At 54.7% G+C, this 15,284-nt stretch carries 12 protein-coding genes; 8 read left to right on the top strand and 4 right to left on the bottom strand.

The window, feature by feature from the left end; genetic code table 11:
* Positions 1-58: 58 nt before the first annotated feature.
* Positions 59-670 (top strand): DUF5683 domain-containing protein, encoded by a 612-nt coding sequence (locus KK078_RS01175; protein WP_254088394.1) that lies wholly within the window; start codon positions 59-61, stop codon positions 668-670.
* A 13-nt stretch (positions 671-683) separates the two neighbouring features.
* Here the strand turns inward: KK078_RS01175 and KK078_RS01170 are convergent, their stop codons facing one another.
* The 3 genes from KK078_RS01170 to fahA are packed head-to-tail and all read right to left on the bottom strand — an operon-like array spanning position 684 to position 3,324.
* Complete coding sequence (locus tag KK078_RS01170) at positions 684-1,559, bottom strand: flavin reductase family protein (RefSeq protein ID WP_254088393.1); 876 nt, start codon at positions 1,557-1,559, stop codon at positions 684-686.
* On the bottom strand, positions 1,559-2,044 hold the full coding sequence (locus tag KK078_RS01165; protein WP_254088392.1) for a hypothetical protein: 486 nt from the start codon (positions 2,042-2,044) through the stop codon (positions 1,559-1,561). Before KK078_RS01165 ends, KK078_RS01170 begins: the two co-directional genes overlap by 1 nt.
* Positions 2,041-3,324 (bottom strand): fumarylacetoacetase, encoded by a 1,284-nt coding sequence (fahA, locus tag KK078_RS01160; RefSeq protein ID WP_254088391.1) that lies wholly within the window; start codon positions 3,322-3,324, stop codon positions 2,041-2,043. Before fahA ends, KK078_RS01165 begins: the two co-directional genes overlap by 4 nt.
* Positions 3,325-3,472: 148 nt before the next feature.
* Here fahA and KK078_RS01155 point away from each other — a divergent pair, with 148 nt between their 5' ends.
* The 7 genes from KK078_RS01155 (at position 3,473) to KK078_RS01125 (ending at position 12,808) form a co-directional block, all read left to right on the top strand.
* Positions 3,473-4,831 carry a methyltransferase RsmF C-terminal domain-like protein gene (locus KK078_RS01155; protein ID WP_254088390.1) on the top strand — a complete coding sequence of 453 codons (1,359 nt, stop codon included), beginning with the start codon at positions 3,473-3,475 and terminating at the stop codon, positions 4,829-4,831.
* A gap of 592 nt (positions 4,832-5,423) precedes the next feature.
* Positions 5,424-6,695, top strand: coding sequence for a hypothetical protein (locus KK078_RS01150; protein WP_254088389.1), 1,272 nt, complete (start codon positions 5,424-5,426; stop codon positions 6,693-6,695).
* 211 nt (positions 6,696-6,906) lie between these two features.
* Positions 6,907-8,028, top strand: coding sequence for a sensor histidine kinase (locus KK078_RS01145; RefSeq protein ID WP_254088388.1), 1,122 nt, complete (start codon positions 6,907-6,909; stop codon positions 8,026-8,028).
* The gene (locus KK078_RS01140; protein WP_254088387.1) at positions 8,015-10,396 is read left to right on the top strand and encodes a hybrid sensor histidine kinase/response regulator; all 2,382 of its coding nucleotides are present in this window, start codon (positions 8,015-8,017) and stop codon (positions 10,394-10,396) included. The genes KK078_RS01145 and KK078_RS01140 overlap by 14 nt, the downstream gene beginning before the upstream one ends.
* Before the next feature lie 23 nt (positions 10,397-10,419).
* Positions 10,420-11,817, top strand: a complete 1,398-nt coding sequence (locus KK078_RS01135) for a sensor histidine kinase (protein ID WP_254088386.1) — start codon at positions 10,420-10,422, stop codon at positions 11,815-11,817.
* Positions 11,818-11,854: 37 nt separating this feature from the next.
* Positions 11,855-12,283 carry a response regulator gene (locus KK078_RS01130; RefSeq protein ID WP_254088385.1) on the top strand — a complete coding sequence of 143 codons (429 nt, stop codon included), beginning with the start codon at positions 11,855-11,857 and terminating at the stop codon, positions 12,281-12,283.
* A gap of 15 nt (positions 12,284-12,298) precedes the next feature.
* The gene (locus KK078_RS01125) at positions 12,299-12,808 is read left to right on the top strand and encodes a YfiR family protein (protein WP_254088384.1); all 510 of its coding nucleotides are present in this window, start codon (positions 12,299-12,301) and stop codon (positions 12,806-12,808) included.
* Positions 12,809-12,834: 26 nt separating this feature from the next.
* Here KK078_RS01125 and KK078_RS01120 read toward each other — a convergent pair whose 3' ends face one another.
* A complete protein-coding gene (locus KK078_RS01120) occupies positions 12,835-15,075 on the bottom strand; it encodes a TonB-dependent receptor plug domain-containing protein (protein WP_254088383.1) in 2,241 nt (746 codons plus the stop codon).
* Positions 15,076-15,284 lie beyond the last annotated feature (209 nt).

Here is a 15,284-nt window from a genome sequence, read left to right as displayed (position 1 = left end):
CACTGGTAGTTTCCTCAGGTTTCGGTAACTTGACACCGTTTTGCGTGCCGTCAACCCCATGAAGAAACTATCGCTGTGCTGTCTGCTCCTGTTGTTCCTCCTTCCTGCCGCCGTCCAGGCGCAGGAGGTAGCCCCCGCGGCACCCAACACGGCAGACGACAGCATCTACATTGAACGCGCCCAGGACACGGTCCTCATTAAGTCGTACGCCACCCGCTACGACCCGCGCAAAGCCCTGCTCTACGCCGCCGTGCTGCCGGGCCTTGGCCAGATCTACAACAAAAAGTACTGGAAGCTGCCGCTGGTCTACGGCGGATTCGGCGCCCTGGGGTACGCCATCGGCTTCTACCAGAACGGTTACAAGAAGTATAAGTCGCAGCTCTTCGACAACATCAACGAAGCCCCCAACAACGAAAACTACCTGAACGCCGAAAGCGACCTCTCCACCGGCCAGCTCCGCACGATCGTCAACTCCTACCGCCGCCAACGCGACTTCTGGCTCATCATGGCCGGCGCGGTATACTTACTCCAGATCGTCGACGCCCACGTCGACGCCCACCTCAAAGAATTCGACGTCAACCCCAACCTCCAGGTCCGCCTGGAACCCCTGATCGAACAAGACGCGATCCTCGGCCGGCAATCAGGCGTAGCGTTGGTAATAAAATTCTAAAAGAGGCATATTTTCACCCGTGTGCCAACAGCAACAACATCCACGCCTCCTGCACCTTCCCATGCGTCAGCAATAAATGCGCATGCTGATGCACCGCATCAACCCCCTTCTGCAACACCTGGTGGATCCCCGCCCGCAATCTATACTGCTGGCAAGCCTCCGCATCCGGCAATTGTTCAACATTCCCTAAAAGCCCGAGATCATTCCCTGTCAGGTAATGACTATAGCGCACAACGTGCGGTATAGCATCCACGCCGATCCCCAGCCGGTCTACCGGCTTGGGCACCTTAAAGATCGCATCGCCCTGCACCCGGCAATACCAATCCCCGCCCAACCGCGCCACGGCATCGAGCTTAAACGGATCGATGCGTCCGTCCGCGCCGAGTATCTCTTCGCGAATGTGCATATAGATCACCTCGCATAAAATGAGATTCCCCGCACCGCCCTGGTCACCGGTCGGCACGACCTGCAGCACGCGGCACTCCATCGACACGGGTGCTTCCGCCACGCGCGGCGGCGCCACTTTTACCGAAGGGGCTTCCGTAAAGCCTGCCTTGATAAATTCGTTCACGCCCCTGGCATACTCCGTACTGGCCAGCGACGCCTGTTGCACCATGGCATAGTTCACGATGTTGATCACCACCTCCTGTACCTCCAGTACGTTCTCATAGGTATGCTTCGTGGTATTATCGCGCACACGCCGTGCCGGCGAAAAAACCAGGAGCGGGGGGTTGGTGCCAAAGACATTGAAGAAACTAAAGGGGCTCAGGTTGACGCGCCCCTCTTTGTCGACCGTGCTGGCGAATGCGATCGGTCGCGGTGTTACAGCCGATTGCAGATGGTGTTGCAGTTGAATGAGAGAGATCTCTTTCGGGTCGATCGTGAGCATCAAAGCGTGGTTTTATCAGAAGGTTCGGAGGGTGTCGGTTGTTTCATCACGGGTGACTCGGGAAACGGCTCGTGCGGCACCGGCAACGTTGCCCATGCATAGCCGAACACAACGGCCAGGATGGCGGGCAGCAGGTAGGCGCCCAGGCGAAACCGCAAGCCCGTATGGCTATAGCTCCACGCCGTAAAGTCGACGGCCGTTTTTACCAGCATCGCCACCGCCGCGAGCAGCAGCAACGACAATACCACCTGCCCCAGGGGCCGCTTCCACATGCCGCGCTTCACCAGGAATCGTACGGCCTCCGCCAGCGCTACCGCCACGCCGACCACCAGCGACACCGTGACGAGTGTCTTCGGAAAAGTGCGGAGGTAATGGTATTTATAGATGATCAGCCCGATCTTTCCCAGCAGATTGGGGCTGCGCAGCAGGACGCCGTCGAGCACCACCAGGGCGGTAATGAACAGGTAGAAGTTTATACGCTTCATGAACGCGCGTGGGTTGCAGGTTGGATTGTACCGCGGCAGTCGCCAAAGCCGATGCGCACGCCGTTCTTCTCGGCATAGCCGCGCATGATGACGGTGTCGTGGTCTTCGATGAAGGTGCGCTGCACGCCGCCCGACAGGTGCAGGGGCTTCTGACCGTTCCACGTCAGCTCGAGCAGCGAACCGTACGAGCCCGGCGAAGGACCGCTGATGGTACCCGACGCATACAGGTCGCCGACTTGAATATTGCAGCCGTTGACGGTGTGATGCGCCAGTTGCTGGCTCACATTCCAATACATATACTTGAAGTTCGTGCGGCATACCGTGGCCGGCTCGGCTTTGCCGGCTTGCATCAGCACTTCGAGCACAATGTCGAAGTTCTTCGCTCCTTCGTAGGCCAGGTAGGGCAACACGTGCGGGTTCTGCTCGGGGCCCTGCACACGGAAGGGCTCAAGCGCGTCCATCGTCACGATCCAGGGAGAGATCGTCGTGCCGAAGTTCTTGGCCAGGAACGGCCCCAGCGGCACATACTCCCACTGTTGAATGTCGCGTGCGGACCAGTCGTTGAGCAGCACGAGGCCGGCCATATACTCTTCCGCCTCAGCGGTATGGATGGCCTGGCCCAGGGGCGTGTCACCGCACGTGACGAACGCCACCTCCAGCTCAAAGTCCAGTTTGCGTGTGGGGCAAAAGACAGGCAGATCGCTGTCGGCGGGTTTGATCTGTCCCTTCGGGCGTGTAATGCCGGTTCCGGTCACGACGATCGACGACGCCCGGCCGTGGTAGCCGATGGGCAGGTGCTTCCAGTTCGGCAGCAGGGCATTCTTGGGATCGCGAAACATAGAGCCCACGTTGGTGGCATGCTCTTCGCTGCTATAGAAGTCGGTATAGTTCGCCACCTTCACTGGCAGCAGCAGCGTTACCGCGCGGGCCGGCACCAGCGCCGCAACGCGTCCATCGGCGTCGAGCTCGTCGTTGGTGTCGCGCAGCAGCTCGGAGACGCGCTCCCGCACCTCGCGGATCTTCCGGCGGCCCAGCGACAGGAACTCGTTGAGCGTGGGCTGTATAAAAATATCGGCCGGCAGGTGCAGACCGTGAAAGTAGCCGTTGGTATTGAGATAGGCCAGGTCCAGGATGTCGTCGCCGATCGCAACGCCCGCCACCGGCGAGCTGCCTTTCCGCAGGAAGATACCAAAGGGCAGGTTCTGGATCGGAAAGTCACTTCCGGCGGGAACGGATACCCAGCTTCTTAAACGAGGGTCGTTGGCAGTGGTTTGCACCATGGGATGATCGGTTTATAGGGGCTTTCGTATAGTGTACGAGGCGCCTAAGTTACAGGGTTTACCCCGATCTGCTACAACGCCGGCTGACAGAATTTAATAGTTGTCGCCAGAACATCTTTTTACTTACTTTTACCGGCTGTGAATCGCTATGACGCCAACCTTTCCACCGGACTTTGAAGCGCGCATGCGGCAGCAACTTGCGGGTGCCTGGGATGCCTTCGCGGCAGCCCACACAACGCCCCCGCCCGTCAGCATCCGTCTCAATCCGCGCAAACCCGGCCCGGACCTGTATACAGCGTCTATACCCTGGTGCGCCACCGGACGTTACTTGCAGGAGCGCCCCGTGTTCACCCTCGACCCCGCACTGCACGCCGGCGCCTACTACGTGCAGGAAGCCAGCTCGATGTTCCTCGAACAGATCTTCCGGCAGGTCGCAGACACTACGGTACCCTTACGCGTACTCGACCTGTGTGCCGCTCCCGGCGGGAAGTCCACACACCTCAGCAGCCTGTTGCCGCTCAACAGCCTGTTGGTTTCCAATGAAGTCATTCGCGCGCGTGCCGGCATCCTGGCCGAGAACCTGCAGAAGTGGGGCAACCCCAACAGCGTCGTCACACAAAACGATCCCGAAGATTTTACACCCCTGCAGGGCTTCTTCGACGTGATGGTCGTGGATGCGCCGTGCTCCGGCGAAGGCCTGTTCCGCAAAGACCCCGAAGCGATGGACGCTTGGTCGATAGACAACGTGCAGCTGTGCAGCGCCCGCCAGCGCCGCATCCTGAGCGATGTATGGCCTGCGCTAAAAACCAACGGCCTGCTGATATATTCCACCTGCACCTATAACCGCCTCGAGAACGAAGAGAACCTGGCCTGGCTTCGCAACAACCACGATGTAGAATTTATACCGCTAACTATACCGCCCGAGTGGGGTATTGAACCGATCGAAGAAGATGGTATCGTAGGCTACCGCTTTGCGCCGCACCGCGTGCAGGGCGAGGGTTTCTTCCTCTCGGTCATCCGCAAACGCGCGGCAGAAACCGAAGTAAGCGTGCGGCTGTCAAAGCCCGTCTTTGCCCCGCCGGCAAAAAAAATCCTCGACCAGATAACGACGTGGGTGCAAACACCTGAAGACAAAAGCTTCATACAACGCGAAGACCTGTTGCAGTTTGTCCCGATAGAACAAGCACAAGCCGTCGCATTCCTCTCGCGCCATCTACGTTTAGTGATCGCCGGTACATTCGTGGCCACACTCAAGCACGACAAGCTGATCCCCGAACACGCCCTGGCGCTGTCGACAGTCTTGCAACCGGAGGCCTTCCCTACCCTGTCGGTGTCGTACGACGAAGCGATACAATACCTGCGCAAGGAAACACTGCCCGCCACAGAAAGCGGCAAAGGCTTTGGCCTCATCACACACAACGGCCTGTCCCTGGGCTGGGTCAATCAGCTGCCGAACCGCCTCAACAATCTATACCCGGCGGCATGGCGGATCCGGATGGGAAATTAAAAGTTTTCCAGGCGTCCTCGACGTATTTGCTCGCTCGCGCCACACGCGTCAAAGCGCTGCTTCACCGCGGCCTCGTGGACGAGCTGCGGCTGATGCTATATCCCGTCTCGATCGGCGGCGGGTTGAAGTTATTCGACGACGATCCGACCGTACAAAATTCGAGCTCAAACACGCCCACTCGGCAACGGTGTCCTGATCCTCGAATATCAGCTGACCCATTTGCCGCGCTAGTCCGGTGCGGACCCGGCTGCTGACGCCCGGTATCAAAAGAGCGATTCTATCGTGCTGGCAGTCATGTAAAAACAATCGCCAAACTGCTGTACAAAACCCGTCCGGCAGACCTTAAAAGTCCGGTATAAAACCACACATTCGCCGGAATATCCAATAGATATCCAATAATTTATAAAGAATTATAGAATAGATATCGAATAATTATATAGTTATTGGATATCTTATAGTAAAGACCTTTTCCTTAAAATTTATTCTATACAGTATAAAGGCTAATGCCTTCCTTTCCGTAAATTGAGCTCAGACACTGGTCGAACATCGACCGTTATCTAAAACCCTCTCGTTACTCCAAAACCAATCGACTATGCCCTTTCTTGAAGGACCATTCGCTTTTACCGGCAAGCTGGACAAGTTCAGCGCGTATCGCATGCGCGGCGTCGACAAGATTGTTCTTCGCCGTAAGGGCGGCCCAAGCGGCGAAAAAGTAAAAACGGCCGAGAGCTTTAAAAATACGCGCTGTACCATGTCGGAGTTCGGCGGATGCTCACGCCACGGCAGTTATGTGCGAAAGGCACTGCTTCAGATCCGGCATCTTGCAGACTATAATTTCGGCAGCGACATCAACAGCGTGATGCGCCAGGTGCAACTGCGCGACAGCACCGGTGAGTGGGGCCGCCGCCGGATCACGCTCTCCGAACACCCGCGCCTGCTCGAAGGTTTCTCGACCACACAAAAAGCGCCTAGCTTCGATTCCGTCGTACGCGCGCCTATATATTACACGATGGATCGCCAAAAGCGTTCGGCGCGCGTCGACCTGCCCGAGCTGCTGCGCGATATCAATTATCACCCGCGGAACGACCACGCCATGTTCCGCCTGACCGTGACGTTGGGAATTGTACCCGATGTAACGTATGATGTACCCGCCAAAGAATACCTGCCGCCGAAATGGTACAGCCGTGCCTACAATTCCATCAGCGTTTCCACGGATTGGAACCCGTCGCTGGAAGGCATGGAACGTACAACGCTCGAGCTCGCGATGAATGTACTTCCGCCGGATGATTCGTGGACATTAATGCTTTCCATCGGCATCGAGTACGGAGCGTTCCGCGAGAAAGGTACGATCGGACAGGTAAAAAGGTTCGGGGCGGCAACGATCCTGGCCTTGCGTGGAAAGGATGCCCCGCCCGAAGGCGACAATGGCGGGAGTACGATCGATGAAGATGCCTCCCCGCTGGCGGATGTGCCGCCGGAAAGCGTGTCACCTGTAGAAACAGAAGAGATTCAATGCGATGCGGAACGTCCTGTATTACGGTATGTATATACGGTGAAAGGACCGGAAAAACAGGAACGGGAGATTGTGGCGTATAGTTATGTCGTTCCGATGCATGTTCGGGACGACGCCAACTGTACAACCACCCAGCCCATGCCTCCACCGCCCCTCCCCGACCTGTTGTCGCCGCAAGGCGTGGTACGATCCTCTTTGTGCGAGCAATTGACAAGCGTACACTTGTCCCGACCTGAAGGCATGCACACGCCATGGCCCGACCGGTGTGGACCGAAAAACGTCGTTGAAGCGCATTCGTTGCCACTACGGCGCGGGCGGGACAAATTAACGATGTCAACCGGGACTGGATGATATTCCGGTACGGACGCGTCTATACGATTTAAAACTGTGGTTTTTACATATATACCAGTGGACTTTTTTCCGCAGACTGGCGGGCAGTCGCGGAACATTCGTATGCGAGAGAGAAATCCTGATTTATTCAAAATCAGGATTTCCCTAATAAAAAAAAAGACGATAAGCACCATTTTTGCTCTCGCAAAACAGACGACATGTTACAGACCGTATGATTATCTTTCCACAGGAAGTGTTGTATTCAAAGGTACTCATCGGATCGTTGATAAAGGTCATGCAGGAAGCGCTGCTGGTCCTTAACGCTTCCGACGAGATCGAAATCGCCAATCAGGCTGCCGCCGATATCTTTGGCTCTCCTGAAGCGGAGCATCTCCTTCAAAGGAACATCCGGGAGCTGTACGCTTCGCCGGAAGATGCTGACAAAAAAAACGCCTTTTTCCGGGAGGAAGGGCATTCGGATAAGTGGGAGGATCCGTTCGTCCGGGACGATGGTCGCGTCTTTGTGGCCTCGTACTCCATCACCGTCACCCGCGACACCGAAAGCGGAAAACTGTTCAAGATCATTCTGCTGCAGGACGTATCCGAGCAGCGGCGATACACCCAAATGATCGCGGAGTACACCCATTCACTGGAGAAAAACAACAAGGAGCTGGATCAGTTTGCTTATATCGTATCCCACGATCTGAAGGCACCGTTGCGGGCCATCAGCAATCTGTCGTCGTGGCTGGAGGATGACCTGGGGCCTTCGCTGTCGGGAGAGAACAAGGATAACCTGGCGACGTTGCGCGGCCGTGTCAAAAGAATGGAAGCGCTCATCAACGGCATCCTGGAATATTCGAAAGTAGGCCGGGAAAACGTCGCCTCCGAAACGGTGGACGTCAACAAGCTATTGGAAGATATTGTAGAGCTGTTGTCGCCGCCACCGCACATCCGGGTGAACATCCTGCCCGCGATGCCGTGTATCGAAACACCGCGCATCCTGCTGCACCAGGTCTTTTCCAACCTGATCAGCAACGCCATCAAATACAATGACAAGGAAGCCGGCAGGGTGTCTGTCGGCTTTACAGAAAAAGAGAGCGCTTTCGAGTTCTGGGTGGAAGACAACGGACCCGGTATCTCTCCCGAATATCATGAAACGATCTTTGTGATCTTCCGGACGCTGCAGGCACGTGACAAATATGAAAGCACGGGCATTGGGTTGACTATTGTAAAACGGATCCTGGCCGCCGTAGGCGGTACGATCAACGTCGAATCTAAAGTAGAAGAGGGCAGTAAATTCATTTTCACCTGGCCGAAAACGAATCCTGAACAACGCAATCATGAAAAACCCTGACGCTCCCCAGCATTTTGTAAAACTACTCGTCGTCGACGATGACGAGGTGGACAAGCGTCTGCTGAAACGGGCCTTGCGTGCCAGCGGATTTGAGTATGAGCTCACCGAGTATTCTGACGCGCTCAGCATCTCGGACATCAGCCTGCTGAACTCCTTTGACTGCATCTTCCTCGACTACCTGTTGCCGGGCGATAACGGTCTGCGCTTCCTGCGGAAGATCCGGGATGCGGGCATCGTGACCCCCATCGTGATGATCACTTCGCAGGGTAACGAGAGCATTGCCGTGGAGCTGATGAAGGCCGGCGCTTCGGATTATATCGTTAAGAACGAAATCAACGGTCAGTCGATCAGCCAGGTGCTGCGGAACATGTTCCGATTGAACAGCATGATGCGCGAGCGGGAAGAAGCCTACTGCGCGTTGCGGGTAAGCGAGGCCCGGCTGGCAGAAGCGCAAGAGATCGCTAAGGTAGGTAACTGGGAATTCCATGCAGAAAGCAATTCCTTTTATGTGTCGCACGAAATATACAATATCCTGGAGCTCGACCCTCAAAAGCCGGTGACCTTCGAGATGTTCCTGGCGATGGTGCACCCCGATGAACGAGCGAAGGTCCATACTGCGTGGATGGATGCGCTGGAAGGAAAACGATATAATATCGACATCCGGATCAATACTCCGTCTGGGATTAAATTCGCGCATTCGCAAGGGCGGTCTATACTGGATCCCCTCGGCAGGCTGGAGAAGATCGTGGGGACCTTTCAGGATATCACAGACCGGAAACTCACCGAGCAGGAGATGATGCGGGCACGCGTGCTCGCCGAAAACTCCATGAAAGTGAAGGAGATCTTCCTGGCGAACATGAGTCACGAGATCAGAACGCCCATGAACGCCATTCTCGGGTTCACGCGGCTGCTATACGAAACGCCCCTTACCACGGAGCAAAAAAGCTATATCGATGCGATCCACTTCTCCGGCGAGAACCTGCTGGTCATTATCAACGATATCCTCGATCTTTCGAAGATACAGTCCGGGAAGACGATCATTGAAAAGAGTGAGTTCAATATACGGGACCTCGTAAACGGGATCGTCAGCGTATTGCGTCCCAAGGCACTCGAGAAGGGTATCCGTCTGACGTATAATTTCCACCAGCAGGTACCGACAACGATAAAAGGAGACCCCGTACGTCTCAACCAAATCCTGACCAACCTGCTTTCCAACGGCATCAAGTTCACTGAGAAAGGAGGCGTAACGCTGGAGATCAACTCCAATGCCGCGAAGAAGCAGGACTGCGTGCTCGAGTTCAAGGTTCGCGATACAGGCATTGGAATTCCCGCCGATAAGCATGCCGCCATCTTCGACAGCTTCGTTCAGGCTTCCAGCGACACCACTAAGAAATATGGTGGCACGGGGCTGGGCCTGGCCATCGTTAAAAACCTGGTGGAGCTTCAGGACGGAAAGATCTCGCTCAGCAGCTCGGAAGGTGGTGGGTCGACGTTTACTGTACATCTTCCCTGTGAAGAGGTCACGCAGGAGATCACACAACCTTCGCAGTCGCCGGGACGGACATCCCCCGCGCCTGAATCGATCGATCAGTTGATCGGGGCTGCGATCCTTGTCGTGGAAGACAATCCGCTGAACCAGATGCTGGCGCGCAAGGTGCTTCAAAAGGCAGGCTGTAACGTCGATATCGTATCCAACGGTCTGCTGGCGCTGGAGCGGGTCAAAACGAAACGATACGAGGTGATCCTGATGGACATTCAAATGCCCGAGATGGACGGATTTGAAACGACGCGCCATATCCGCACCCAGCTTCAGCCACCTGTTTCGGAGGTACCCATCATCGCCATGACCGCCCATGCGTTTGGATCCGATGTGGCCAAGTGCCTGGCCGCCGGCATGAACGACTACATCTCCAAGCCCTTTCAGGCGGATGATCTCTACCAAAAGTTGCTGAAGTTCGTTCAGCCTTCTCCTTTGAGGGTCATTCCTTTCAAACAGGCGGAAACATTTCCGCACCACAAGATCGATCTGACCGCGCTTCATGAGCTCGCGGGAGAAAACAATGTATTCATCGACGCGCTTGTGCTGGAATACAACCGCCAGACGCCGGCGTTTGTCGAGAAGCTGAAGACCTATACGAAAAGTCAGAACTTCGAGGCGATCCGGTTCATCTGCCACCAGATCCGGAACTCCTACGGGATATTGAAGATGGCTGAGCTCGACAAGGCCCTAGATAAAATATCGAAGCTCCTGAAGATGACCGATCCCGGACCGGAAATGACAGACGTGACCAAGCTCGTCAATACGATCATAATCCTGATCTCGGCCATCAATGAAGCCGTAACGCACGGTCTGCGCAGGACCGGATAACGCACGCACTATACGGACAGACGATGTTCAACAACCTCTCCATACGGACCAAGGTAATCCTGGGGCAAACGATACTGATTGCCATGGTATCGCTGTTCATTTACAGCTACTACCCCCGTCAGCAGGAGAAAGCCGCTATAAAGGCCATTGACTCCAAGATCCAAAGCCTGATCAACATGTTCTCGATCGGCGTCGGCATCGGGATGGGAGAAATGGATTTCGTGGCGGTGTCGGAAGCACTGGAGTGGGCTCACAATGACAGTTCTATAGTGTACATCACGGTGGTCAACAATACCGGGCAGAATATCGCTTCTTTCATAGCGCCTGGCCATGAGAGCATCGACGTATCGGGAATTCCCCTCAGCCGAAAGCCTGTGGAAATAAACGGTACACTTTTCTACAAAACAACGATCGTCTATCAGAATACTACTTTCGGCACGCTGACGCTCGGGTATTCCCTGACCCAATCGCAGAATACCATCAGCCGGCTGAAACGTACCACGCTCTATTTCTGCACGGGACTTTTCATGTCGGGTGTGATCTTCTCCTTTCTGGTGAGCAACATGATCAGCGGCAACATCCGCGAGCTGGATGCCACGGTGAAGACGATCTCCAGCGGCGCGGAAAATGTGCGTGTAACCATACACAGCAATGACGAAGTGGGCAAGCTGGGGCGTGCCTTTAACGACATGCTGGAGCGGTTGGAGCATTCGCGGAAGAACCTGGTCCGCTATTCCGAGCAGCTCAAAAAACAAAACGAAGAGCTGAACCAGTTCAGCTATGTTGTTTCGCACGACCTCAAGGCGCCGCTGCGGGCGATCTTCAAATTATCGGAATGGATCGAAGAGGACATGCACGGGTCGATGTCGGAAGAATCAAAAAAAAACATGCAGATCCTGCGCGGGCGCGTATTCCGGCTGGAAGCCCTGATCAACGGACTGCTGCAGTATTCGAAGATCGGCAGGATCAATGTGCCAACGGAACCGGTAGACATCCGTGTGATGCTCAAAGAAACCATCGACCTGCTGAACCCGCCGCCCCACATAACGATCACCATTCAAAAAGGGATGCCCGTGTTGAACACCAAAAAATATCCCTTGCAACAGGTCTTTATCAACCTTCTTTCGAACGCCATCAAATACAACGACAAAGAGCAGGGACTTATCAACATCACGTGCTCGAAGATGCCCGGCTTCTACAGGTTTACGGTGGAAGACAACGGCATGGGAATTGCACCAGCGTATCATCAGAAAGTATTCGAGATCTTTCAGACGCTTCAATCGCGGGACACGGTGGAAGGTACCGGCGTTGGTCTGTCGATCATTAAGAAAAGTGTCGAGGACATGGGTGGAACCGTAACGCTGCGGTCGGAAGAGAACAAGGGCGCTACCTTCAGCTTTACGTGGCCGCAGTCAGTTTAAAAAAAATTCAACCGTGAGCATATTTAAACCGCACGATATGACAAGCTTAGTAAACATCCTCCTGGTAGAGGACGACGAGGTGGACATCATGAATGTCCAGCGTGCGTTCAAAAAAAATAACATCAGCAATCCCCTTTTTATCACCCGGAACGGCATCGAAGCGCTGGAGGCATTACAAGGAAAGAATCCGGCGATGATCATCCCTTCGCCGCGGGTGATCCTGCTCGACATCAACATGCCGAAGATGGGCGGCATCGAATTCTTAAACGAGCTGAGGAACCACCCGGAGCTCAAGGCGGTCAGCGTCTTTGTCATGACCACGTCCAATGAAGAGAGCGATAAGATCGCGGCCTACGACCTGAACGTGGCCGGGTATATTCTAAAGCCGTTGTCGTTCGAGGGATTTATCCGCGCCGTGTCTATCCTTAACCACTACTGGCATCTGTGTGAAATGCCCCAACTGTAGACACAGTCCCCGTTCATGCGCTGCAGACTGAAATATATCCTTCCGCTTATACTCCTGGCCTACAGCGTGAGCTCCCGCGGACAGGCGTCTACTTACGGAGAGCTGCAGGCGGCGTATATTTTCAATTTTGCCAAGTATATCAAATGGCCCGGCAACGCTACCGTGTTCGTGATCGGCGTGGCGGGTGAAACCGACATCCTGGATGCGCTGCAGACTACGTTGAAGGGAAAAAAGGTGGGGGGCCGCGAGATCGAGATCCGCACCATCGCGACGCTGGAAGAAGCCGCCACCTGCCGGATCGTCTACCTGCCGGCCTCTAACTCCGAAGCGATCGTCGATCTGAGACTGGCGGTCGTGGGAAAAAACGTATTGATCGTATCCGAAGAGGATCTGATCAAGCGCGGCGCGTGCATCAGCTTCATCGTTGAAGACGAAAGGCTGCGCTTCAAGCTCCGGAAGGCGGCGCTGGAAGCCGCGGGGCTCGAAGCAAGCGAAGGATTGCTGAAGCTGGCGATCCTTCTATAGATCAGCACCAGACCGTATCTGTCGCTTCAAAATTCGGCACGTACGCCGATCGCCGCGCGAAGCGGGTTTTGAAAACTTCCCTCCCATTCCAGGTCTCTGGGCAGTGTAGCGACATACCGTTGATTCAACGCATTTTGAACATTCATAAAGATCGTGACGGAGCTTTTATAGGTATATCCTGCCGATATATTCACCAACGAATATCCGTCTGTCGTTTCGCGCTTACGTTCGCTCTGCGAACGGAATTGATACATTCGCTGGCGACCGGACTGCAGCAGACGGGCAGAGAAATAGAACGCCTTCAGTTTTCCGTCGATGCCCAGCCGGTACTGCCACGGCGTGATGGCCGGTTGCTCAACATCGTTTGCCGCCGAGGTAAGATTTGACTCCTCCCCCTCCAGGTAGCTCAGTGACGAGTAGGCCATGAACCTGGTTCGACCGACGGTAAAGGTGGCGTTAACGCTTAGGTTCCCGCCATAATTGTGTTGTGAGCTTTTATTCATGGGCACTTCAATATAGTCTACCTCCCAGCCCAGGAATCTGCCGCCGTATAAATTGGTATTTCCCTCATCGGCCACAGGTTGAATGATATTTTTGATCTTTGTACTATATCCGGTCAGTGTAACGCTGAGATCTTTGCCGATCTTTTGATTAATGCTTACCTCCACCGTTTGCGATGTGGTGGGCTTGAGATTGGGGTTCGGCAGATGCCAGTGCCGGGAGCGATAGGTAGCGCCCGAATCGGTGGAATAAAAAGACCCGAACGATTCATAGGTAACCATGGGGGACGGCGCCCAATAGGCGGTGCCATACAGTGCCTTGATCGTTGTTTTCTGAAATGGTTGAAATACCGATCCTATGCGGGGATTCACGGTGGCGCCAAACCTGGAGTTGTAATCGTACCGGCCACCGACGGTAAAGGAAATTTTCCTGACCGGGTTATACTGGACCTGGAGATACGACCCAACGTTGGTGTATACCAGTGGAAAGAATTTGGCCTCGATTCCGGCCGGGTTGCCGTCATAAACCGAATTGAGCAGGACGCCACTCCTGGCGCCGGTGCGGCTTACCGGATATTGCAGCTCCGGTGTCTTGGGAAGCGACTGAAAAATCTCATACGTCGCCCCTCCCGTAAGACCGACTGTCTGAGAAAAGGAGTAGATAAGTTGCTCTTCTATCTTGAGCATCGAGCCCGTGCTGTACTTATATCCATGTTCCATTCCACCATACAGATTCCGGAAGTTCGATTTGGGGTTCACTTCATAAAAGCTTCCGGTCAGTGTACTAACGGACTTTACTTTGCCTGCTTCCGCGGTGTAGGCCGCGCTTGCGGTCGTCACACCGTGGCCGTAGAAGACGTCACGGTTAAATACGGCGTCGTCGGGACTCAGCGTCGTCGACGTCGGTACCGCCGTATAGTGATGCAGTAGTGTCATCGTAAAACCATCTTTCGCCAGGGATGCATACACGTTGTAGGCTTTCACCGGAGCCTCAAACCCACGCTCTACCGTACCGTTGCGGGGTGTCATGGGCCCCAGGGTGGTGTTGAATACACCGGTCTCGTGCGAGTCCATCCGAAAGTGATCCGGATAGGTCTTCGAAAAATCGGGCTGGGCGTCATACGAATAGAGGCCTGCTATACAAAACCGAAGACCACTTTTTAAACTCTTGTTCAGGATCAAAGAAGTGTTGCTATACCCTTGTGTTCCCCCCATGGCCGCCGCGGTGATCTCATCTTCTTTGCCGGGTCTCTGTGTAATGATATTGATCACACCCGCCATCGCATCTGCTCCGTAGAGCGCCGAGCCCGGCCCATAGACCACTTCGATCTGTTTTGCCAGTTGAATAGGATAGTTTTCAAGAATGGGCAGCGCCTCGTTTGTCGGAGACGAGATCCGCACGCCGTCCAGCAGGATCGTAAAATAGTCCTGCCGGGAAATACCCCGCAGGCCCACCGGGTTATAAAATTGCGGGTCGGATTTATCTTTGACCAAAAAGCCAGGCAGATCGTTCAGCACCTCGGCGAGATTCCGGTATCCCCTTATTTTGATCAGATCTTTTGTGATCACCAACACGGTAGCGGGCGCCTGTTCCTGTTTCTGATTGTTCCGGGTGGGCGTGACAACGGTCACATTCACGAGGTCTTCGAAGGATAAATCCAGGAGCTTGTCAAGCTTGAGCGTATCCGATGACGGGGATTCCTGGGCTGCCGCCGATGCGAGGCAAAAGATGCAACCTGTGGCCGCGAGGAGTTTCCGAATCATCATGGTTATCTGGTCTGCAGGAACTGTTTTCGCACGTAAAATACCCTCCTGCATGTGAGACTTTTATCAGGGAATTACTGATTTATCAAAATCAGGATGATCCGTCGCGATACAAGCGTGCGACTGTTGATCCGGGGGAATGAATTTGCAACAACCGATCAACCGGTCGACCCGGATACCGCGAGATGCATTCTTTTTACATTTCCACGGAA

The organism is Dawidia soli, assembly GCF_018598185.1.
Lineage (GTDB): Bacteria > Bacteroidota > Bacteroidia > Cytophagales > Cyclobacteriaceae > Ohtaekwangia > Ohtaekwangia soli.
The sequence above is the reverse complement of the archived record's forward strand: the minus strand, read 5'-3'. Positions and strand labels throughout refer to the sequence as shown.